This window comes from Streptomyces sp. NRRL WC-3618 (assembly GCF_001280005.1).
Classification (GTDB): domain Bacteria; phylum Actinomycetota; class Actinomycetes; order Streptomycetales; family Streptomycetaceae; genus Streptomyces.
The window spans coordinates 81,671-102,727 of the sequence record NZ_LGDW01000248.1; the positions used below are offsets into that span (position 1 = coordinate 81,671).

Annotated in this window: 20 protein-coding genes; 6 read left to right on the forward strand and 14 right to left on the reverse strand. The window is 70.2% G+C overall.

Annotated features, from left to right (window positions below; translation table 11 throughout):
- Positions 1-43: 43 nt before the first annotated feature.
- The 11 genes from hpnE to ADL01_RS21875 form a co-directional block, all read right to left on the reverse strand.
- Positions 44-1,462: a hydroxysqualene dehydroxylase HpnE gene (hpnE, locus tag ADL01_RS21830; RefSeq protein WP_053743722.1), complete on the reverse strand. Its 1,419-nt coding sequence runs from the start codon at positions 1,460-1,462 to the stop codon at positions 44-46.
- Entirely contained in the window at positions 1,459-1,599 is a 141-nt protein-coding gene (locus ADL01_RS47845) for a DUF6380 family protein (RefSeq protein WP_405774487.1), read from the reverse strand. The genes hpnE and ADL01_RS47845 overlap by 4 nt, the downstream gene beginning before the upstream one ends.
- Positions 1,599-2,549, reverse strand: a complete 951-nt coding sequence (gene hpnD / locus ADL01_RS21835) for a presqualene diphosphate synthase HpnD (protein WP_053743723.1) — start codon at positions 2,547-2,549, stop codon at positions 1,599-1,601. Before hpnD ends, ADL01_RS47845 begins: the two co-directional genes overlap by 1 nt.
- Positions 2,546-3,448: a squalene synthase HpnC gene (gene hpnC, locus ADL01_RS21840; protein ID WP_053743724.1), complete on the reverse strand. Its 903-nt coding sequence runs from the start codon at positions 3,446-3,448 to the stop codon at positions 2,546-2,548. Before hpnC ends, hpnD begins: the two co-directional genes overlap by 4 nt.
- 383 nt (positions 3,449-3,831) lie before the next feature.
- On the reverse strand, positions 3,832-4,611 hold the full coding sequence (locus tag ADL01_RS21845; RefSeq protein ID WP_053743725.1) for an ABC transporter ATP-binding protein: 780 nt from the start codon (positions 4,609-4,611) through the stop codon (positions 3,832-3,834).
- On the reverse strand, positions 4,604-5,533 hold the full coding sequence (locus ADL01_RS21850; RefSeq protein WP_053743726.1) for an ABC transporter permease: 930 nt from the start codon (positions 5,531-5,533) through the stop codon (positions 4,604-4,606). The genes ADL01_RS21845 and ADL01_RS21850 overlap by 8 nt, the downstream gene beginning before the upstream one ends.
- Positions 5,534-5,632: 99 nt before the next feature.
- Positions 5,633-6,478, reverse strand: coding sequence for a glycosyltransferase family 2 protein (locus tag ADL01_RS21855; protein ID WP_053743743.1), 846 nt, complete (start codon positions 6,476-6,478; stop codon positions 5,633-5,635).
- A 35-nt stretch (positions 6,479-6,513) separates the two neighbouring features.
- On the reverse strand, positions 6,514-7,296 hold the full coding sequence (locus tag ADL01_RS21860; protein ID WP_078960684.1) for a CDP-alcohol phosphatidyltransferase family protein: 783 nt from the start codon (positions 7,294-7,296) through the stop codon (positions 6,514-6,516).
- The gene (locus ADL01_RS21865) at positions 7,274-8,335 is read right to left on the reverse strand and encodes an iron-containing alcohol dehydrogenase family protein (RefSeq protein WP_053743727.1); all 1,062 of its coding nucleotides are present in this window, start codon (positions 8,333-8,335) and stop codon (positions 7,274-7,276) included. Before ADL01_RS21865 ends, ADL01_RS21860 begins: the two co-directional genes overlap by 23 nt.
- Positions 8,323-9,075, reverse strand: a complete 753-nt coding sequence (locus ADL01_RS21870; RefSeq protein WP_053743728.1) for a sugar phosphate nucleotidyltransferase — start codon at positions 9,073-9,075, stop codon at positions 8,323-8,325. The genes ADL01_RS21865 and ADL01_RS21870 overlap by 13 nt, the downstream gene beginning before the upstream one ends.
- A complete protein-coding gene (locus ADL01_RS21875; RefSeq protein WP_053743729.1) occupies positions 9,072-10,904 on the reverse strand; it encodes a DUF5941 domain-containing protein in 1,833 nt (610 codons plus the stop codon). Before ADL01_RS21875 ends, ADL01_RS21870 begins: the two co-directional genes overlap by 4 nt.
- 286 nt (positions 10,905-11,190) lie before the next feature.
- Here ADL01_RS21875 and ADL01_RS21880 point away from each other — a divergent pair, with 286 nt between their 5' ends.
- Entirely contained in the window at positions 11,191-12,129 is a 939-nt protein-coding gene (locus tag ADL01_RS21880; RefSeq protein ID WP_053743730.1) for a cation diffusion facilitator family transporter, read from the forward strand.
- Between the two features lie 231 nt (positions 12,130-12,360).
- A complete protein-coding gene (gene idi, locus ADL01_RS21885) occupies positions 12,361-12,957 on the forward strand; it encodes an isopentenyl-diphosphate Delta-isomerase (protein ID WP_053743731.1) in 597 nt (198 codons plus the stop codon).
- 6 nt (positions 12,958-12,963) lie between these two features.
- On the opposite strand, the gene ADL01_RS21890 is transcribed toward idi, so the two are convergent.
- Positions 12,964-13,482 (reverse strand): ATP-binding protein, encoded by a 519-nt coding sequence (locus ADL01_RS21890; RefSeq protein ID WP_053743732.1) that lies wholly within the window; start codon positions 13,480-13,482, stop codon positions 12,964-12,966.
- Between the two features lie 243 nt (positions 13,483-13,725).
- On the opposite strand from ADL01_RS21890, the gene ADL01_RS21895 reads away from it, so the two are divergent.
- The gene (locus ADL01_RS21895; RefSeq protein WP_053743733.1) at positions 13,726-14,490 is read left to right on the forward strand and encodes an enoyl-CoA hydratase/isomerase family protein; all 765 of its coding nucleotides are present in this window, start codon (positions 13,726-13,728) and stop codon (positions 14,488-14,490) included.
- Here ADL01_RS21895 and ADL01_RS21900 read toward each other — a convergent pair.
- Together ADL01_RS21900 and ADL01_RS21905 are read right to left on the reverse strand one after the other, a co-directional pair.
- Entirely contained in the window at positions 14,477-15,112 is a 636-nt protein-coding gene (locus tag ADL01_RS21900) for a DJ-1/PfpI family protein (protein ID WP_053743734.1), read from the reverse strand. The two genes, ADL01_RS21895 and ADL01_RS21900, sit on opposite strands and share 14 nt — an antisense overlap.
- Positions 15,113-15,122: 10 nt before the next feature.
- Positions 15,123-16,085 (reverse strand): GlxA family transcriptional regulator, encoded by a 963-nt coding sequence (locus ADL01_RS21905; protein WP_053743735.1) that lies wholly within the window; start codon positions 16,083-16,085, stop codon positions 15,123-15,125.
- Positions 16,086-16,537: 452 nt separating this feature from the next.
- On the opposite strand from ADL01_RS21905, the gene ADL01_RS21910 reads away from it, so the two are divergent.
- The 3 genes from ADL01_RS21910 to ADL01_RS21920 all read left to right on the forward strand — a co-directional run bounded on the left by ADL01_RS21910 (position 16,538) and on the right by ADL01_RS21920 (position 20,912).
- Entirely contained in the window at positions 16,538-17,230 is a 693-nt protein-coding gene (locus ADL01_RS21910) for a TnsA-like heteromeric transposase endonuclease subunit (protein WP_234354746.1), read from the forward strand.
- On the forward strand, positions 17,227-19,431 hold the full coding sequence (locus tag ADL01_RS21915) for a transposase (protein ID WP_053743736.1): 2,205 nt from the start codon (positions 17,227-17,229) through the stop codon (positions 19,429-19,431). The genes ADL01_RS21910 and ADL01_RS21915 overlap by 4 nt, the downstream gene beginning before the upstream one ends.
- Positions 19,432-20,174: 743 nt before the next feature.
- Positions 20,175-20,912: a hypothetical protein gene (locus ADL01_RS21920; protein WP_053743737.1), complete on the forward strand. Its 738-nt coding sequence runs from the start codon at positions 20,175-20,177 to the stop codon at positions 20,910-20,912.
- Positions 20,913-21,057 lie beyond the last annotated feature (145 nt).

Here is a 21,057-nt window from a genome sequence, read left to right on the forward strand (position 1 = left end):
GTGCTGGGGGTGCGGGGACCTGCCGTGTGCTGATGGTCGAGCATCAAGCCGCCTCCTCGACGTCGAAGAGGTGGTGGCGGGGCCGGCCCAGGGTGGCCAGCGCGGCGCCGGCCGCACTGACTCCGCTGCGGACCGCACTCTCCATGGTCGCGGGCCACCCGGTGGCGGTCCACGAGCCGGCCAGGTACAGGCCGGGGCTTCTGGTGCGGGCGCCGGGCCGCAGCCGCCCGACGCCTGGGGTGGGGGCGAACGTCGCTGTCCGCTCCCGGGTGACGAAGAAATCCCGTACTCCGGCGCCCCGCGCGCGGGGCAACAACCGCTCCAGTTCGGGCAGGTACCGCTCCCGCAGCGACGCCACGGGCTCGTCGATCTCGTCGTGCGCGGCCGACTGCGACAGCGCCAGGTACTGGCCGTCGCCGCCGAGCCCGGATGCCTCGGTCCGGTCGAAGACCCACTGCACCGGGCTGCCGAGCGCCGTGAGGAACGGTGTGTTCAGCACCTTGCGGTCGTACACCACATGCACATTGAGGATCGGTGCGGTGCCGATCTCCAGCAGCCGTTCGGGGGCGTCGAGCGCTCCCGCCGGCAGGAGATCGTGCGCCTCGCGCTGCGCGACGGCGAGCACGACGGCGTCCGCGTCGAGGGTCTCGCCGGGAACCGACACGCTCCAGCGGCCGTTCTCGAGGTGTCGGAGGGAGGTGACGCGTGTACGGACTTCGGTGCGCACGCCTGCGGAGTCGAGCGCCTTGCGGGCCAGAGTGTCGTGCAGTTCGCCCAGCGGGACACGCGCCCAGCCGATGTCGGCCGCGCCCGGGTCGGACAGCAGACCGGTCTTGAACACCATCGCGGCGAGCCCGAGGGACGAGTCCCCGGCCACCGCGTTGAGGGTGGCGACCCCCACCAGGTCCCACAGTGCCTCGACGGCACGCTCCGACTGACCGTGCGCGGCCAGCCAGCTGCCGAAGTCCTGTGCGTCCAGCGCCGGGTCCGCGAGGTCCAGTGCCTTGAGCGCGAGTGCGGCGCGCCCGACTCTGGCGCGCTCGGTGAGCGAGAGGTGCGGATACGTGGCAAGGCTGCGCCCGAGATGCAGAGGTACGGGCAGCGCGTCGCGCCGGAGTCTGCCGAGGCGCCGTCCCGCGGGCTTCGCCAGGTCGACCACCGGCACGTCGAGACGGGCCTGCACCGGTGCGAGCGCCGCGCCGTCGATGCGGTCGAGGAACCAGCGGTAGGCGGTGCAGCAACGCAGGTACACGTGCTGGCCGTTGTCCACGGTGAGGCCGTCGCGCCGGAACGAGAAGGCGAGGCCGCCGAGCCGCGGCCTGCCTTCGAGCAGCGTGACGCGGACCCCGGCGTCGGCGAGCGAGAGCGCCGCGGTGATGCCTGCCAGCCCGCCGCCGATCACCACCGCGGTCTTCTCACCGCGGTGGTCCCTGCGTTCCCCGGCCCGCGTACCCTCGCTCATCGCGCATTCCCCCCTGTGCACCCGCCGTGCCGGACGAACGCCGCACGTCGAGCCGTCGAAGTCAGGGACGCCGTCCCCGACCGGAGGGTTGCACGCCGCTGCGCCGCGGGCCCGGTTCCCTGAACCGAATCGCCCATCAGGTACGCCTCCTGACGGTCTGTCGGGAGACATGCCGGGCGTCCAGACCGGACAGGCCGCGCACCGCGACGTACGCCTTCTCGTGTCCGGGCAGCGAGACCCGGCCGCGCAGTACGGCCTCCGGCTCGCGCTCGATGCGGTCGAGGAGGCGTCGGTAGATGCCGGCCATGGCGGCGACACAGGCGCCGCTGCGCCGGTCGAGCATGGGCAGCAGCCGGTAGCCCTCAGCGAACAGGGCGCGGGCGCGCCGCACTTCGAAGTGGACGAGGCCCGCGAAGTCGGAGCCCTCCGGCGGGGTCGACCCGCTGAACCCGGCCGAGCAGCCGAACTTGGCGAGGTCGTCGGCGGGCAGATAGGTCCGCCCGCCCTCGGCGTCCTCACGGATGTCCCGGAGGATGTTGGTGAGTTGGAGTGCGAGCCCCAGCGTGTCGGCGTACTCGGAGGCGCGTTCCACACCGCGCGCGCCCCGCTCCGTGCCGAACACGCCGAGCGAGAGCCGCCCGATGGCCCCGGCCACGCAACGGCAGTAGACCTTCAGGTCGTCCCAGGTCTCGTACGTCTCGCCGTGTACGTCCATCACGACGCCGTCGATGAGTTCGTCGAGGCCGCCGAGCGGGATCGGGAAGTATGTCCCCGCATGACTGAGGGCGACCGCGACCGGGTCGGTGTCGTCCTCGTCGACCGCGCCCTCGCGCACCCGGGTCAGCAGTGCTCTGGTGTCCTCCAGCCGCGCCGCCTTGACCTCGGGGGCCAGCGTGCCGTCGCCGATGTCGTCGACGCGCCGCGAGAACGCGTACAGGGCGGACATCGCACGCCGCTTCGGCGTCGGCAACAGCCTGATGCCGTACGCGAAGTTGCGGGCCTGCTGCCCGGTGATGGACTCGCAGTAGCTGTAGGCGGCGAGTACCGGTGCGGACACGTGTGGTTGCGACTCCACGCTCCGGATCACCCCTTTCCTCGCAAGGTCGTGCCTACCTCGCGCAGCAACTGGATCCTGCCGGGCTTGGGCGGGCCGGGAAGTACGTCGTATTCGGCGGCGGCGATCGCTCGGACCGCCGCCTTTCCCCCCGCCACGAAACCCGCGAGCAGCAGCTTCAGCCTGCCGTGGACGCTACCCACCAGAGGGGTGCCTTCATTCAGCAGGCCACGTGCGCGTTCCGCTTCGTATGCGATCAGTGCCCGCACCGACGCGCCCGCCGTGGGGACGGCGAGATCCCGCTCCTGGACGTGAAAGCGCTTCATGTCCTGGGCGGGCAGATAGATCCGGTCGCGGCCGAGGTCCTCGGCGACGTCCTGGAGGTGTTCGACGATCTGGAGGGCCGTGCACACGGCGTCGGAGCGACGGATGCGCTCGGGTGTCGCGGTGCCGGTGACGGCGAGGACGAGACGGCCGACGGGGTTGGCGGACAGCTCGCAGTAGGCGAGCAGATCGTCGAAGGTCTCGTACCGCTTGACCAGCTGGTCCTGGCGGTTGGCGGCGATCAGGCCGAGGAAGGGCCCGGGGGTGAGGGCGCGGCGGCGCACGGTCGGCTGGAGCCGACGCAGCAGGGGGTGGTGCGGGACGCCGTCGAAGACCCTGCGCAGGTCGGCCTCGAAGGCGTCGAGAAGGACGAGCCGGTCGTCGGCGTCCTCGGGGGCGACGCCCAGCAGCCGGGCGTCGGCGCCGCCGGGGGCGAGGTCGCCGTCGCCGATGTCGTCGACGAGACGGGCGAAGCCGTAGACGGCCATGAGGTCGGTGCGCCAGGCCGCGGGCAGGAAGAACGGGGCCACGGGGAAGTTCTCGTCCGCGGCCTTGTCGAGCGTGCCGCGCTCCAGGTCACCGGGGCGCGTGTGACCGGTAGCCGTCACCGTTCACTGCCCGGGGCGGGGACGGCACGTGATGTGGGGTACTGGGGAGTTTCCGTAGCCATCGCCGTCACATCTCCCGTTCTACACTGCGGACCCAATAGGCACTATTTCGGACACGCCGCCCAGACCTCCACACGGCGGTTTCCGATGCCGGGTGTCGCGTGTTATCGCCCTACTTGCCGCGATTCAGCACCGGTACAGCTTACGTTGTACAACGCGGCGTGGTCCGTCGGGGTGTCCGGCGCATCACAAGAACACACCGATTGGCGTCAAGATTCCTGGGGCGGGCCGGAGTTGACGTTTCTTTTGCGGAATCGGGGCCCCGCCGGAACAGTTCCGGCGGGGCCCCGATTCGCCCGGCTGACCACCGGTCAAGGTTCCGGCTACCTGCCGGTGAACTTCTCGTACTCCTTGAGCACCTCGTCCGTCGGTCCGTCCATGCGCAGTTCGCCGCGTTCCAGCCACAGGACGCGGTCGCAGGTGTCGCGGATCGACTTGTTGTTGTGGCTGACGAGGAACACCGTGCCGGCGTGCTTGCGCAGCTCCCGGATGCGGTCCTCGGAGCGCTTCTGGAAGGAGCGGTCGCCGGTCGCCAGGGCCTCGTCGATCATCAGGACATCGTGGTCCTTGGCGGCGGCGATGGAGAACCGCAGTCGCGCCGCCATCCCGGAGGAGTAGGTGCGCATCGGCAGGGTGATGAAGTCGCCCTTCTCGTTGATGCCGGAGAAGTCGACGATCTCCTGGTAGCGCTCCTTGATCTCCTCGCGGGTCATACCCATCGCGAGACCGCCCAATATGACGTTCCGTTCGCCCGTGAGGTCGTTCATCAGGGCGGCGTTGACGCCGAGGAGGGAGGGCTGCCCGTCCGTGTACACATGGCCGCTCTCGGCGGGCAGCAGGCCCGCGATGGCGCGCAGCAGAGTCGACTTGCCCGAGCCGTTGGAGCCGATGAGGCCGACGGCCTCACCACGGTAGGAGACGAAGGAGACGCCCCGTACGGCGTGGACCTTGCGCACGCCGGGTGAGTCACCGCGTCTGACGATGCGGCTGAGGGCGGAGGTGGCACTGCCCTTGCCGGTCTTGGCGCCGTTGACGCGGTACACGATGTGGAGCTGGTCAGCGATGACGGTGGGGATCTTCTCCCCGGGAATCGGGTCAGCCACGGCCGTACCTCTCCTCCGACTGCCAGAAGTACACGAATCCGCCGACGGCGAAGAGCGCGGCCCAGCCGCCCGCGACCGCCCAGACGTGCGGCGGCAGGTTCTCCGAACCGTAGCCCTCGATGAGCGCGAAGCGCATCAGGTCCATGTAGATGGCGGCCGGGTTCCACTGCAAGGCGTCGGCGAGCCACTGGGGCTTGTCGGCCAGCACGACCGGGATGGAGAACATCACGCCGGACGCGTACATCCACGTCCGCATCACGAACGGCATCAGCTGCGCGAGGTCCGGGGTCGCCGAGCCCCATCGGGCCATGATCAGCGCGAGGCCGGTGTTGAAGAGGAACTGGAGTGCGAGCGCGGGGACGATCAGCAGCCAGGACATCGTGGGGTAGCTGCCGAAGCCGATCGACACCGCGAACAGCACGATCATCGAGAAGAGCAACTGCTGCAGCTGCTGCAGCGCGAAGGAGACCGGCAGGGCGGCGCGCGGGAAGTGCAGGGCACGCACCAGGCCGAGGTTGCCGGAGATCGCGCGTACGCCCGCCATCACCGAGCTCTGCGTGAAGGTGAACACGAAGACGCCCGTGACGAGGAACGGGATGTACACGTCACTGGGCATGCCTCGGTCGGCTTCGAGGATCACGCCGAAGATGAAGAAGTACACGGCCGCGTTCAGCAGCGGTGTGGCCACCTGCCACAACTGGCCGAGTTTGGCCTGGCTGTACTGGGCGGTCAGTTTCGCCTGCGAGAAGGCGAGGATGAAGTGACGCCGTCCCCAGAGCTGGCGGACGTACTCGACGAGTCGGGGACGGGCGCCGCTCACGGCGAGCCCGTACTTCGCCGCGAGCCGGGCCGCGGAGAGGCCGTCGTCGGGTGACGGTCGGTCGCTCACCGCGACACCGCCGTCATGCTTTGTCTCACTCACAAATGGAAACTTTCGTCTTCAATATGCGCAGCTGAACGGGGCAGAGCGCGGGCCGTGGTGGAAGCCGGTCGGCCCGCGGGAGCTCTCGGTGAGAGCTTGTCAGATCACTGGGGGGCGGCCCAGTCGGGTCAGCCGCCACACCGTACGCCACCGGATGGGCCGGCGGGGTCCGCACGGGGCGGTCAGGCCCTCCCTGAACCCGCCCCACCAGGCTCTGAGCGCCGGGCGGGAGGGTCTGCGGAGGAGTGTGAGGAGCAGCCAGTCTCCCAGATAGACGGGCACCAGGGGGGCCGGGAGGTTGCGGCGGGCCAGCCAGACCCGGTTGCGGGCGACCATCCGGTGGTAGACCGCGTGCCGCGAGGGCGCGGTCGCGGGGTGGAAGAGCAGCATGTCGGCCCGGTAGTCGATCATCCAGCCCGCGTCGAGGGCCCGCCAGGCCAGGTCGGTCTCCTCGTGGGCGTAGAAGAACTCCTCGGGGAGGATGCCCACTTGGGCGAAGACCTTGGTACGGACGGCGTTGGCGCCCCCGAGGAAACTGGTGACGCGGGAGCTGCGCATCGGGTCCGTGGTGCCCGGGCGGGGCACGTGGCGGCGCTGGGTGAGGCCGGTGTCGGGGTCGGCGATGCGGAAGCTGATGATGCCGAGTTCGGGGTCGGCGGCGAACGCCTCGCGGCACAGTTCGGCAGTGTCCTGGTGGCCGAGCAGGCCGTCGTCGTCCAGGAACATCAGGATGTCGACGTCGCCGCCGGCCGGCCCGAACGCCTCGATGCCGACGTTGCGTCCGCCGGGGATGCCGAGGTTCTCGGGCAGTTCGATGCTCCGTACGCCCTCAGGGAGGTCCGGGACGGGTGAGCCGTTGCCGACCACGACGACCTGGACCGGGTCGCCCTCCTGTTTGGTGATCGAGTCGATGAGGGCGCGCAGTTCCTCGGGGCGGTTGCCCATGGTGATGATGACCGCGCCGACCCGCGGGCCGGTACTCACCGCAACCTGCTCGACGCGAGGATGGACACGAGGTGCAGGAGGGTCTGCAGAAGGGCGATTCCGGCCAGTACGGCGATGCCCAGGCGGGTCCAGAACAGGTCGCCGCCGAACAGGTCGAGGACCGCCACGAAGAGGATGACCAGGCTCGCCTCGATGCCGCCGATCAGCCGGTGGAACTTGAGGGCGGCGGCGGCCTTACGGGCCATGGCGAGCCCTTCTGAGCGGGGCACCGCCAGCTCGTCCTTCGCGGCGGGCAGACCGCTGCGGGCCCGCGCCACGTCCACCAGGTCGGTCTCCGCCTTGATCAGGATCGCGCCGAGGGCGGCCAGGGTGCCGAGGAACGCCCACAGCCACTCGGGGCTCCCGGAGCCGTCCCACAGGTCGGCGCCGCGCAGCCCGAAGCCGATCAGCAGGGCCGCCTCGGACAGGTAGTGGCCGACGCGGTCGAGGTACACGCCGGTGATGGAGGTCTGGTTGCGCCAGCGGGCGAGTTCCCCGTCGACGCAGTCGAGGAGCAGGTACAGCTGCATCAGTACGACGGCCAGGACCGCCCCGGTGAGGCCCGGCACCAGCAGTGCCGCGCCCGCCAGACCGCCCGCGACGACCATCAGGTACGTGAGCTGGTTCGGCGTGATCCTGGTGTCCACCAGGTAGCGGTCGACCCGCAGGGACACCTCACGCATGTAGAGGCGTCCCGCCCAGTGCTCGCCGCTGCGCCGGTCCTTCACCCCTTCGGGGTGGACGACGGGGCGTAGTTCAGCTACCGATGGCCTTGACATAGTCCGCGTACGTGTCCTTGATCTGGTCGTTCGTGAGGTCGAGGTGTTCCAGGATCGTGTAGCGACCGGGTCTGGTCTGCGGGGCGTACTCGACGACCCGTACGAACTCGTCCGTGGTGAAGCCGATCTCCTCCGGCAGCACCGGCAGCCCGTGCCGGCGCAGTACCTCGGCCATGTACGCCGACTCCTCGTACGCGCCCCGCAGGTACATGGCGAAGGCGGCGCCGAGGCCGCACTGTTCGCCGTGGCTGGCGGCGCGCCTGGGGTACAGCAGGTCGAAGGCGTGGTTGATCTCGTGACAGGCGCCCGAGGACGGACGGGAGTCGCCCGACACCGACATGGCGATACCGGTGAGGACCAGTGCCTCGGCCAGTACCTGGAGGAACGCGTTGTCGCCGACCCCGCCGGGGTGGCGCAGCACGGCCTCGCCGGCCTGCCGGGCCATCGCGGCGGCGAGTCCGTCGATCTTCTCCCCGTTGACCTGGCCGGCCAGCTCCCAGTCGGCGACCGCGGAGATGTTCGACATGGCGTCGCCGATCCCCGAGCGCACGAACCGCACCGGTGCCTCGCGGATCACGTCGAGGTCGATGACGACGGCGATCGGGTTCGGTACGCCGTACGAGCCGCGCCCCGCGTCGTTGTCGAGGGTCGCGACCGGAGAGCACAGGCCGTCGTGCGCGAGGTTGGTGGCGACGGCGACCAGGGGCAGGCCGACGCGGGCGGCGGCGAACTTGGCGCAGTCGATGATCCGGCCGCCGCCGAGGCCGACCACGGCGTCGTAGTGGCCGGACTTGATGGCGTCGGCCAGCCGGATGGCGTCGTCGATGGTGCCGCCGGCCACCTCGTACCAGCTCGCGCCGGGCAGCGCGGGGGTGAGCCGCGCGCGCAGCTTGGCGCCGGAGCCGGCGCTGACCGCGACGGCGATCTTCCCGGAGTGCGAGATCCGCTGGTCGAACAGCACGTCCGCCAGATCGTTCAGGGCCCCGCGGCGGATGTCGACGACGACCGGCGAGGGGATCAGCCTCGTCAGTACCGGCACGCGATCTCCCGTCCTCGGGCGAGATCGTCGTGGTTGTCTATCTCGACCCAGGGAACCTCGCCGATGGGCGCCACGTCGATCTTGAAGCCGCGGTTGACCAGTTCCTGGTAGCCGTGCTCGTAGAACTGCTGGGGGTCGGTCTCCCACACGGTCTTCAGGGCGTCGGCCAGTTCGGCGGCGGCGCCGCCCTCGATGAGGGTGACACCGATGTACTCGCCGGTGGCCTCGGCCGGGTCCATCAGCTTGGTGATCTTCCGCACGCCCTTCTCCGGGTCCACGACCACCTTCATCTCCTCGTCGGCGAGCTGCTTCACCGTGTCGAGGGCCAGGATGATCCGCTTTCCGTCGCCGCGCGCGGCGAGCAGCGTCCGCTCGACGGAGACGGGGTGCACGGTGTCACCGTTGGCGAGGATGACTCCGTCGGCGAGGGCGTCCCGGCCGCACCACAGGGAGTAGGCGTTGTTCCACTCCTCGGCGCGGTCGTTGTCGATGAGGGTGAGCCGCAGCCCGTACTTCTCCTCCAGGGCCGCCTGCCGCGCGTACACGGTCTCCTTGCGGTAGCCGACGATGATCGCGGCCTCGGTGAGGCCGATCTCGGCGAAGTTGGCGAGGGTGAGGTCGAGGACGGTGGGGCCGTCCTCGTCGCCCGCGGGGCCGACCGGCACGAGAGCCTTGGGGAGGCTGTCGGTGTAGGGGCGCAGACGCCGTCCGGCGCCGGCCGCCAGCACGAGGCCGATCATGCGGGTACTCCTTCGTCGTGTACGGCGGGCGCGCCGCCCTGGTGGGCGGTCACCCAGTAGCGGATGCTCTCGGCGAGCACCAGCAGGGCCACGGCCACGGCGAGGACCGTGAGCGCGACCACGAACTGCGAGGCGCTGAGCAGCGCGGCCAGTACGACGACCACCAGTGTCCGGCCCTCGTGCCCGCCACTCGCCCGTACCAGCCAGCGCGGGGGGGCTCCGGCGTTGCCACGGATGCGGTACACCGTGTCGTAGTGATGGTAGGCGACGGCGGCCACCAGGCCGAAAGCTGCGGGAAGTGCTCCGTTTACCTCCGCTTTGCCCGCGAGGATGAGGACTGTGCCGTACTCGGCGGCCCGGAAGAGCGGGGGGACGAGCCAGTCCAGGGGGCCGTCGAGGGGCCTGAGGACAGCGATGGACGACGTGAGAACGTAACCGAGGCCACAGAGCACGGTCTGCCATCCGGGACCCCACAACGTGGCCGAGCTCACCACGAGGACCGCGCCGGACAGGGCCACCGTGACGGCGGCGGGGTGGGCTGTGCCACGGGCGGCACGGGCCAGCAGCTCCGCGAGGGGCCCGCTGTCCGCGAGGTCCGCCAGTGCTCGCGTCGCCCGTTCGGTGCGTTGCGCCTTTCGGGTGAGTGAGCGCAGGACGCGGCCCGCCGTGGTGTACGTCGCCGCGAAGCCGCAGCCGACGAGAAGCACGGTGAAGGTGGTCCGGGGGGTGGTGAGCGCGGTGAGGACGGCGATCAGGGCCCAGCGCTCGCCGATCGGCAGGACGATCATCCGCCGCGCCCAGACCGTCCAGCCGACGCCGTCGAGGCGGTCGGAGAGGGCGGCCGTGGGGCTGGTGTTCGCCGTCGCGTCGTGATTGGCCTCGTTGAAGGAGAAGTCGACGACGTGCCGGCAGGTCTGCAGGATCATCGCGCCGAGGGCCAGCGCCCAGACGTCGTCGCCGTCGCGCGCCGCGCCGAGGGCGAGGCCGGCGTAGAAGGCGTACTCCTTGGCGCGGTCGAAGGTGGCGTCCAGCCAGGCGCCGAGCGTCGAGTACTGGAGGGAGTAGCGGGCGAGCTGGCCGTCCGTGCAGTCCAGGACGAAGGAGACCAGGAGGAGCACGCCCGCCGTGACGAACCCGCCGCGGCTGCCGGTGGCGGCGCAGCCGGCCGCGATCAGCGCGGTGAGCAGCGAGGCGGTGGTGACCTGGTTCGGGGTGAGACCTCGGCGGGCGCACCAGCGGGCCAGGTAGCGGGAGTACGGGCTCACGCAGAAGGTGGTGAAGAAGCCGTCCCGGGACTTCACGGCCGACTTCAGGCGTACGGCCTCGTCGTCGACCGCTTCGACGGCCTGTCGCGCCTCGTCGCGGGCCTCGGAGTCGGCGGGGACGGTGGCGGTCAGGCTGCCCAGCTCGGGGCGGTGGACGGCGACGCCGTCGGCGTCCAGGGCGAGGGCGATGCGGTCGGCGAGGCTGTCCACGGCGACGGCGGAGTCATTCGGGCGGGTCGTCCTCGGGGTGTCGCCGCTATCGGAGATCTCCCGGGCCAGTACGCGCGTCAGGGCGGTACGGCCGGCGCCGGGCTGTGCCGTGACGGCGCCCGGTACCGCGGCGAGCGGGAAGCGGGGGTCGGTGAGGCCGAGGCGGAGCGCGTGGAGGTGGCCGACGAAGCGGGCGTCCACGACGGCGACCCGCTCACGACAGGAGGACTCCGCGAGGACGGTCTCGGTGTCGGCGACGTCGCTCACGCTCCGCACGTCGAAGCCGAGTGACCGCAGATCGCTCTCGATCGACGATCCGGGAAACGGCTGACCCGTGAGGATGGCGGTCGGCAACCGAACTCACTCCCTGGACACCGACGCACGCACGCCGGTCCTGTACATGTTGGTGGGTCAAACCCTGACCCACGGTGGCCGGGCAGTGTCGGCAGAGGCTATCGGATGGGGCCGTGCCTGTGTTCACCGGCCGTTTACGGCCGCGCCGGTGCGACCGGCATGATTTTCGTTTCCGCAGGTCAGGGCATATGACAACGGTGTTCAGTGCCGCGTTGCCACATACCCCCCACCCGTAGTTGACTGCTCTCGGAACGGGACTCGGCGCGAACACCAGGAGGCGGCTTTCATGGGGGCTGGGCACGATCACGGACACGCGCACGGCGCACCGACCACGGGAACGGCGGCCGCGGCGTACACCGGGCGGCTGCGTGTCGCGCTGGCCATCACGCTCACCGTCATGGTCGTCGAGATCGTCGGCGGGGTCGTCGCCGACTCGCTCGCGCTCGTCGCGGACGCGGCGCACATGGCGACGGACGCGCTGGGCCTCGGCATGGCGCTGCTGGCGATCCACTTCGCGAACCGCCCGCCGAGCGGCAACCGCACCTTCGGGTTCGCCCGCGCCGAGATCCTCGCCGCGCTCGCCAACTGCCTGCTGCTGCTCGGCGTCGGCGGATACGTCCTGTACGAGGCCATCCAGCGGTTCGTGACCCCCGTGCAGACCGAGGGCGGGACGACCGTCGTCTTCGGCCTCATCGGTCTGGTCGCCAACATGATCTCGCTGACGATGCTGATGCGCGGCCAGAAGGAGAGCCTGAACGTGCGCGGCGCCTTCCTGGAGGTCGCCGCGGACGCGCTGGGTTCGCTGGCGGTGCTGATCTCCGCGGTGGTCATCATGGCGACGGGCTGGCAGCGGGCCGACCCCCTCGCCTCGGTCGTCATCGGTCTGATGATCGTCCCGCGGACCTGGAAGCTGCTGGGCGAGACCCTGGACGTGCTGCTGGAGGCGGCTCCCCGGGGGGTCGACATGGCGGAGGTGCGGGCCCACATAGTGGCGCTGCCCGGCGTGGAGGACGTACACGATCTGCACGCCTGGACGATCACCTCCGGGATGCCGGTGCTGTCCGCCCATGTGGTCGTCGGTTCGGACGTGCTGAGCGGGATCGGGCACGAGAAGATGCTGCACGAGCTCCAGGGCTGTCTGGGCGACCACTTCGACGTGGAGCACTGCACCTTCCAGCTGGAGCCCGGCGGGCACGCGGAGCACGAGGCGAAGCTCTGCCTCTGAGCCCCTTCGGCGCGCGTCTTTGACGGAACGCAGCCGTCCGGCGCGCGCCCGCGTCCCCTTCTTCGAGCCCCCCTCAACGGCGGTTCCCGCACCGGCGGACAGGGCACGATGGACTATCCGGTCACCTTCGGAACGGTTTCGCGCCGGACATGCGGGGGTCGCCGCGAAGTGCCGGGAGTGCCGGATTCGTACGGCAGACTTGGGGCTCGAAGACCGAGGCGAAGGATGGGTATGCCGATCACACCTGCCACCGCGACGCACGAGAGTTCGTCGAACGGCACCGCAGAAGCGATCTTGCTCGAGCTGGTCGACGAGAACGGCACGACGATCGGCACCGCCGAGAAGCTCTCCGCCCACCAGCCACCGGGCCTGCTGCACCGGGCGTTCTCCGTCTTCCTCTTCGACGAGCAGGGGCGCCTGCTCCTCCAGCAGCGCGCGCTGGGCAAGTACCACTCCCCCGGCGTCTGGTCCAACACCTGCTGCGGCCACCCGTATCCCGGTGAGTCGCCCTTCGCGGCGGCGGCCCGGCGGACGTACGAGGAGCTGGGCGTCTCCCCGTCGTTGCTCGCCGAGGCGGGCACGGTCCGCTACAACCACCCCGATCCGGAGTCGGGCCTGGTGGAGCAGGAGTACAACCACCTGTTCGTCGGGATGACGCAGGCGCCGCTCGCGCCGGACCCCGAGGAGGTCGGGGACACGGCCTATGTGACCCCTGCCGAGCTGGCGGAGCGGCATGCGAAGGACCCGTTCTCGGCCTGGTTCATGACCGTGCTGGACGCGGCCCGCCCGGCGGTCCGGGAGCTGACGGGCCCCTCGGCCGGCTGGTGACGGCCGCTACAGCACCTGCGGGGGCGTGAGCGGCAGGGCCGCCCAGACGACCTTGCCGCCGCTCGCCGTGTGCTCGATGTCGCACACTCCGCCCGCCTCCCTGGCGATCTCCCGGACCAGGAGCAGACCGCGCCCTCCGGTCCTGCCGTGGTCGGTCTCCAGGGCGGTGGGGCGGTAGGGGTGGTTGTCCTCCACCGACACCCGCACCCACTCGGCGCCGACGGCGACCTCCACGGCGAGCGTCGGCGACAGGACCGCCGCGTGCCGGACGGCGTTCGTCGCCAGTTCCGAGACGATCAGCAGCAGCCCGTCCACCAGGTCCGGCGAGGCTGGCACGCCCTGGCGGTACAGCAGGTCCCGTACGGCGTGCCGCGCCTGCGGGACGGAGGCGTCAGCGGCGGGCGCGGTGAACCTCCACACCCCCTCGTAGGGAAGCGGATCCGGGGGTCTTTGCTCCATGGGTACCCTGTCGGGCAGGCCGTCGTCCGCTGGGCGTGAGTCGGACTCTCGCCCATCGTTCTCCATCGTTCGGTCGCCGCCCTCGCGCTCGATAGTCACCACATGACGAGTGTTGGTACGGGCGGGCCCGCAGCGGACAACTGAACAGAAGTCAGCACGTATCGAACGCTTCTGACGGATGGCACGCGACATGAGCCCGTCCGCGACCGAGTCTGGTCAGGCCGCGCCGACTTCCTGAACTATTCGGGTTGTACGGGTTTGGTTCCGCCCGCCGCCGGGCGTTCGGCACCGGCGGATACGATCCGACCCATGGAGCCGCAGCTGACCCACAGTGCCGCCGACGGGATCGCCACCGTCGTCATCCGCCACCCGGCCAGGCGCAACGCCATGACGGCCGGCATGTGGCGCGCGCTGCCGCCGCTGCTCGCCGGCCTGGCCGCCGATCCGGACGTCCACGTCCTGGTGCTCACCGGAGCGGGCGGGACGTTCTGCGCGGGCGCCGACATCTCGACGCTCCAGGGCTCGCCGGAGGAGGCGCAGCGGCTCTCGGTGCTGGCGGAGGACGCGCTCGCGGCCTTTCCGAAGCCGGTGCTCGCGGCGATTCGCGGGCACTGCGTGGGCGGCGGGGCGCAGCTCGCGGCGGCCTGCGATCTGCGGTTCGCCGAGGAGGGGGCGCTGTTCGGGGTGCCTCCGGCGAAGCTCGGCCTCGTGTACGCGGCGTCGTCCACCCGGCGGTTGGCGGCCCTGGTGGGTCCGGCGACCGCCAAGTACCTGCTGTTCTCGGGCGAGTTGATCGACACGGAACGGGCGCTGCGCACCGGGTTCCTCGACGAGGTGCTGCCCGGCGGTGAACTCGACAAGCGGGTCGCGGAGTTCGCCCGCCTCCTCTCCTCACGCTCCCGGCTCACCCAGGCGGCGGCGAAGGAGTTCGCGAACGGCCGCACCGACCGGGACGCGTACTGGGGCGAACAGGCACGCGAGAGCGGTGAGGCCGCGGAGGGCGTCGCCGCGTTCCTGGAGCGCCGGCCGCCGGCCTTCTCCTGGACCGGGCCGACGGTGCCTACGCCACGATGAACCGGCTGCGGGACCGGAGCCGTTCGACCACGTGTGCGGGTGCCTTGTGCGGGGCGCCGGCGTCGTAGGGCGGCTGCGGGTCGTACTCCGTCGCGAGCTGTACGGCCTGTGCGTGCTCGTCGCCCGCGATCCGGCCGGTCAGCGTGAGGGCCATGTCGATGCCGGAGGAGACCCCGGCGGAGGTGACGTACTTGCCGTCGGTCACGACCCGCTCCCCCGTGGGTTCGGCGCCGTACTTCGTGAGCTGCTCCAGAGCGAGCCAGTGGGAGGTCGCGCGGCGGCCGTCGAGCAGTCCGGCGCCGGCCAGGAGCAGGGAGCCGGTGCACACGGAGGTCGTCCAGGTGCTGGTGGCGTCGGCGGTGCGCAGCCAGCCGAACAGGGCCTCGTTGCCCATCTGCGCGGACTGACCCGGCCCACCGGGGACCACGACGATGTCGGGGTGCGGTACGTCGGCCAGGGTGCGGTCGGCGATCAGCGCGAGGGAGCCGCTGTCATTGCGGACCGGCCCCCTCACCTCGGCGACGAAGACGGTCTCCGCGCGCGGGAGCCGGCAGAGGATCTCGTAGGGGCCGACGGCGTCCAGCGCGGTGAAGCGGTCGAAGAGCAACAGGGCGATCTGCATGGGGTGCCTCTCAGCGGGCGGTGGGTGCGGGGTCGAAACGACGGCGGTACTCGGCCGGGGCCGTGCCGAGGCTTCTGACGAAGGCGCGGCGCATGGCCTCCGGGGTGCCATAGCCGCTGGCGCGCGAAACTTTTTCGATGCCGTCGGAGGTGTCCTCCAGGAGGCGGCGGGCGTGTTCGAGGCGGACCCGGTCGACGTACCGGCCGGGGGTCATGCCGGTCTCGGTGCGGAAGGCTCGGGCGAAGTGCCGGGGTGACAGACGCGCGCGAGCGGCGAGGGTCTCGACGCTCAGGTCGTCGTCCGGGTGTTCGGTGATCCAGTGCTGGACCTCGCGCAACGGCTCACGGCTGGCGGTCTGCGCGGAGAGCTGGGCGCTGAACTGGGCCTGGTTCCCCGGCCGGCGCAGGAAGACGACCAGATGCCGGGCGACGGCGAGTGCGGTGTCCCGCCCGAGGTCCTCCTCCACGAGCGCCAGAGCGAGGTCGATCCCGGCGGTGACACCGGCCGAGGTCACCACCCGGCCGTCGCGTACGTAGATGGGCTCGGGGTCGACCTCGACGGCCGGGTGGTCGCGGGCGAGCCTGTCGCAGTACGCCCAGTGGGTGGTCACGCGCAGGCCGTCCAGGAGGCCGGCGGCGGCGAGGAGGATCGCTCCCGTGCAGACCGAGACCAACCGTTCGGGGCGCGGTCCACGCAGGCGCAGCCAGTCGACCAGGCGCGGATCGGCGGCACGCGAACCCGGGCCGCCCGGGACCAGGAGGGTGTGCGGTGCGGGTGCGTCGGCGAGCGTGCCGTCCGGCACGAGGGTGAGGCCGCCGGAGGTGCGTACCGGCTCGCCGTTCAGTGAGGCCGTACGGATGCGATAGCCGCCCGGGTGCCGGCGAGAAGCGCCCGCGAGCACCTCTACGGGACCCGTGACATCAAGGCTCTGGACGCCGTCGAAGAGGACGACAAGAACGGTTCGCTGCGCCATGCCCCGAGTGTGGGCGGCCCCTGCCGATGGCCGCAATGACGAATTTCCCACCTTTCCTGCCACCACGGGTGTACGGCGGCCCGTGGCCGGTGTCCTGCTGCGACTTTTCGAGGTAGGTGACACCGCAGTGGTGGGCTGGCCTGGGCTGGATAGCTGAGCTGATCGCTCTACTTGATACCGAATGGTCATTCTTGTTGCCACGTTCGCCCGTTTTTCGGTCTGGTTGACACCAGCTTCGAAGTTCGGTGCTGTCGCGTACGCCTTTGGGTTTCTCTGGTGAGGTGACGTACTTGCGTGGGGGCGTACAGCCGGGCGCAGATGGGGGAGCCTCACCGGCGGAGCCTGTGTTGTGGTCTCACCGGTGCCGGTGGGACGCGCTGCTGGAGCCGGTGTCGGAGGCCGGGGGCCGGACCGGGCTGGACGTCGGTCCGGGGTGGCAGTAGCGGTGGTCGGTGACCTGGCGACGAGATGGTGAGGAAGTTTCGTACCCGGTCGGGGAGTTGGCGCGGGTCGCCTTGACCGGTCTGGGGCCGTTGCGGTGGTTCTCCTGGCGTCGTGACCAGCGGCACCGTCCCGGGCTGAAGTTCCTGGTCAGTACAGGGAGGCTGCACGGCTTCGAGAGTCTGGAGGAGGCCCGGCTACTACTGGCTCTGGACTTCGCCGGCGAGGTGATCGAGGTCCTGCCGCAGCCGCTGCGGCTCGGTTTCCACAGCACGCAGGGGCGGCGCGAGCACACGCCGGACTTCCTGGTCCTGACACGGACGGGGATGTGGCTGGTCGATGTCCGCCCGGCCGAGCTGATCGAGGACAAAGATCGGGAGTCGTTCGCGGCGGCTGCCGAACTCGCCGGGGCCTGGGGCTGGCACTTTGCGGTGGCGGCCGGCTGGCGAGGGCACGTGCCGGTGACGCTGGACTGGCTGTCCTCGCGCCGGCGGCCACTGTCGGACCCGCTCGGCCTTGAACCGGGCCTGCTGGCGGGGGCGGCCGAGCACCGGACGTTCGGCGAACTGGCGGAGTCCAGTGCCTGTCCGCCGGTGGCCCGGGCCCATCTACTGCACTTGTTATGGCATCGCCGGGTCGGGCTTGATCTGATGGAGCCGCTGGGTGACCAGTCGGTGATCGTGTCCGGTGAGATGGGGGGATGACGGCCGCGGCTCTGGATCTGTCGGTGGGTGCCGCCCTGGTGCTGGACGAGGACGAGTGGCAGGTCGAACGGCGGGAACCCCACACGGGACGCGTCCACCTGGTCGGGCACGACGGCAGCCGCCAGTGCCTCACCTTCCGTTTCCTCGCCAACCACCCGCGCTGCCGGTCCTCCTCACGAACCATCGCCTCCGGCGCCGACCGGGGGCGTCAGCCAAAGAGCGCGGGCGACCTGAAGCCCACCCAACTGGAGCTGGCCCGGCTGCGATTCGCGCACCTCATGGAGATCAACACCGGCTTCCGCAGCGGCGGCCCGCTCAAGCCGGGACCGGGCGAGCCGAAGCCGGAGTACGCCCCGGACACCACCACCGTGACCGAGCGACGGCTGGCAAAGGTGGCGGAGCTGAAGGCCATGAACCGGCAGGAGGCGAAACTGCTCGCCCTGGACAAGGTCAGCCTGAGCACGTTGATCCGCTGGGAGCGGGCCCGCCGAAAGGACGGGCTGGTCGGCTGCGCGGACGAGCGGTGGCTGCGGGAAAGCGGCGGCCATCCGAGCATCACCGCCGAAGTCCGCGAGGCCATCCACGCAGTGAGGCAGGAGACCCTGCACGGGACCAAGGTCAGCATGCGCACGCGGGAACGCAAGATCCGGCAGTACGTGCGCGAACAGTTCGGCGACGAGGTCCACGTCCCGAGTTACCCGGTGCTGCGGCGGGTCTGGATCGAGTGGTTCGGCTCCGGCAGGCAGCGGCAACGCTATGCCCGGTCGGCCGAACTGCCCACCCAGGGCGGGCACGTCCTGATCGACCGGCCGGGCCAGGTGGTCGCGCTGGACACCACGGTGCTGCCGGTGATGGTCCGGGAGAGCGTGTTCGGCGACGCGGTGAAGGTCCACCTCACCCTCGCGCTGGACGTCTACACCCACTCCATCTGCGCTTTCCGTCTCACGCTGGTCTCTCACACCTCGGTCGACGTTGCGATGCTGCTGCGGGATGTGATGCTGCCGCTGCCCATGCGGGACGACTGGGACGAGGAGATGGAATGGCCCTACCCCGGCCTGCCGGCCGCGGTGGTCGCCGAGTTCGCCGGGCACGAGGTGGCCGGGCTGCCGTTCTTCGCACCGGAGACGGTGACCACCGATCACGGGTCCGTTTACCGCAACCACCATCTGGTCCAGGTCCAGCAGAGACTCGGATGCAACATCCTTCCTGCTCGCATCCTGCGCCCAACGGACAAGCAGGCCGTCGAACGCGTATTTGGAAGTGTTCGCTCGCTGCTGTTCGAGCAGCTGCCCGGCTACACCGGGATCGATGCCGCCGACCGGGGCGCCGACCCGGAGGGCGACGCGGTGCTGACGATCGCGGAGATGGAGCATCTGATCGCCACCTGGGTGGTGGGCATCTGGCAGACGCGCCGGCTCGGCGAGTCTGCGCCGCACTGGGATCCCGGCGGCGACCACAGCCCCAACTCTCTGATCGCGGCGGCTTTCGACCAGGGTGGATTCGCTTTGGAGATCCCTTCCCCCGAGCTCTACTACGAGATCCTGCCCGAGCACGCGGTGAGGAAGATCGACGAGCGGCACGGGGTGAAGATCCGCGGACTTTGGTATGACGGCCCTGCACTCGCCCCTTACCGGGGACAGCGGTCGAGCCGCGGCGGCACCCGTCAGACGAAGTGGATCGTCCACCGCGAGCCCCGCGACCGCCGCACCGTCTTCTTCCAGGACCCGCTCACCCATGCATGGCACCCGTTGCGCTGGACCGGCCTGCCGCCCGACGGAGTCGTCCCGGCGTTCGGCGACAAACGCGTCACCGAACTCCTCCAACATGTCGAGCAGGCCGGACTGCGGCCCCGCACGGACGCCGGACTCCTGCCGCACTTGCTGGAGTTGATGCGGGCGATCCATCCCGTCGGACGGTGGCGCACCCGGTTGACGAAGTCCCAGCGGGTCGAGATCGCCCGGGAACGCGAGATGGGCAGGACCGCTGCCGCGGACCGCCCCACCACGTCCTCGCCCCGCAACCCGTCAGAACGCCCCTCCAGCCGGGAGCACCCCGTCGTCGCGACCGATACCGAGCGCCGCAGGAAACGGGAAGCCGCCGTCGTGGGCCTGTTGGAGCCGCCCCCGCGGCTGGGCGAGGAGGTGCGCCGCCGGAATCTGTTCGTGCTGCCGCCGGCCGACGACACCGAGACCGCCCGGTGACCGGCCCGCCGCCCAGCGCGGCACAGACCGCCCGGTTCATCCTGCCGCCCTCGCCTGCGGACCGGCAGACGGCCGGGGGCTGGAATCGGTGGACCCGACGCATTCGAAGCGGCAGTCCGGGCACTGGGGGAAGACCTCGCAAACCGGCCACCGATCCCTTACCGCCAACGACGGCTCGCCCTCCAGGACTGGGAGCTCAGCCCCGAAGCATGGCAAGCCATCTATACGCCCGTCCTGGCACTCCCCTGGAAATTCCGATCCCACTGGAAGCCTCACGAAGCCAACAGGCAACTGGCATCGATCATGGTCTGGTATCGCACGACCCAAGGCGATCTCAGGCTGGCGCCCCGCCCCATCCACGACAGACAGCCCGCCGACATCAGGCGCAGATGGGCCAACGGCCGGACCGGCTACGACGGATGGGCCCTGTTCACCAGACCCACCTCTTCGCGGCACTACCCGATTCTCCGCGCCCAGGTCGAGGCATACGCACACGAACTCGCACTCCGTATCGACACCGGGTGGCAACCACCACGACCAAGTTCCAACTAACGCGAACACCGGCCGTGCTCAAGACCGTCTCAAATTCAGTACCTGTCGGCCGGCCTGAGCGATACGGTCCACCTATGCGCTGATCTTCTGAGCGGCGGCCAAGTGCCGTCGCGGACGGTGAGGGCGACCCCCGGGCAGGCGGGGTCGCCCTGGCAAGCATATCCGTCGCCATCCCATCGGAGATCGCACAAATGACCGCTCAGCAGAACCTCACCTATGACGCGTTCGTCGAACTCGCCACAGCCGACTCCTCCATCGTCGGTCTCGTCCTCAAGGGATCCCACGCCCACGACGGCATGACGACCAAGCACTCTGACCACGACCTTTATGTCGTCGTCGCTGATGGTGCGGCGACGGATCTCGCTCGGTTCGCCGGCCACCGCACGGCCGAACTCGACCTCGTCATTCTCCCTCTCGCTGCCTTCCGGGCAGCCGGAATGCCCGGCTTCGAACGCTACGGACTTGCCCGCGCCCAAATCGTGCTCGACAGGCTCGACGGAGGCATCGCCCAGATCCTGGCCGACAAAGCACGGCTCGATGCCGATGAAGCATTCCAGGACACCGGTGAGTGGCTCGACGCCTACGCCAACTCCCTCTACCGCTCCGTCAAGAACGACCGCGACGGACATCCACTCGCCGCCCGTCTCGACGCCGCTGACAGCATCCGATTCCTCCTAGAACTGCTCTTCGCTCTCGACCGCCGCCCCCGCCCCTACAACAAGTACCTCGAGTGGGAACTCGCCCGATACCCTCTGCCCGACTGGGACGCCAATTCACTGCTGGAAGCCTTGGACCGCATCACGACAACGGGCGACGTATCCCTCCAACGGAGCCTCTTCGCCTCCGTCGAGGCAACGGCCCGGCGCGCTGGACACAGCGCGGTGCTGGACGCATGGGGCGAGGACCTGCACCTGATGCGACCGCAATAGCGTGATACCGAGACTCCCCTCGCCACCCGAACTCTTGCAACGGGCCCTAGGGCCTGTGTGAGGTCGTGATCACCCGGTCGTCGGTATGAGGTCGTTGATCCAGATCATGGAGGCCCTGAGGTGAAGGCCGGCGTCGTAGCTCTCG

Coding starts and splice junctions, on each gene's coding strand:
- ADL01_RS21905 (WP_053743735.1), bottom strand. CDS start 16,085: ATGGCGCAGCGAACCGTTCTTGTCGTCCTCTTCGACGGCGTCCAGAGC.
- ADL01_RS21880 (WP_053743730.1), top strand. CDS start 11,191: ATGGGGGCTGGGCACGATCACGGACACGCGCACGGCGCACCGACCACG.
- ADL01_RS21915 (WP_053743736.1), top strand. CDS start 17,227: ATGACGGCCGCGGCTCTGGATCTGTCGGTGGGTGCCGCCCTGGTGCTG.
- hpnE (WP_053743722.1), bottom strand. CDS start 1,462: ATGAGCGAGGGTACGCGGGCCGGGGAACGCAGGGACCACCGCGGTGAG.
- ADL01_RS21890 (WP_053743732.1), bottom strand. CDS start 13,482: ATGGAGAACGATGGGCGAGAGTCCGACTCACGCCCAGCGGACGACGGC.
- ADL01_RS47845 (WP_405774487.1), bottom strand. CDS start 1,599: ATGGGCGATTCGGTTCAGGGAACCGGGCCCGCGGCGCAGCGGCGTGCA.
- ADL01_RS21855 (WP_053743743.1), bottom strand. CDS start 6,478: ATGGGCAACCGCCCCGAGGAACTGCGCGCCCTCATCGACTCGATCACC.
- ADL01_RS21860 (WP_078960684.1), bottom strand. CDS start 7,296: ATGTCAAGGCCATCGGTAGCTGAACTACGCCCCGTCGTCCACCCCGAA.
- ADL01_RS21870 (WP_053743728.1), bottom strand. CDS start 9,075: ATGATCGGCCTCGTGCTGGCGGCCGGCGCCGGACGGCGTCTGCGCCCC.
- ADL01_RS21895 (WP_053743733.1), top strand. CDS start 13,726: ATGGAGCCGCAGCTGACCCACAGTGCCGCCGACGGGATCGCCACCGTC.
- ADL01_RS21900 (WP_053743734.1), bottom strand. CDS start 15,112: ATGCAGATCGCCCTGTTGCTCTTCGACCGCTTCACCGCGCTGGACGCC.
- ADL01_RS21920 (WP_053743737.1), top strand. CDS start 20,175: ATGACCGCTCAGCAGAACCTCACCTATGACGCGTTCGTCGAACTCGCC.
- idi (WP_053743731.1), top strand. CDS start 12,361: ATGCCGATCACACCTGCCACCGCGACGCACGAGAGTTCGTCGAACGGC.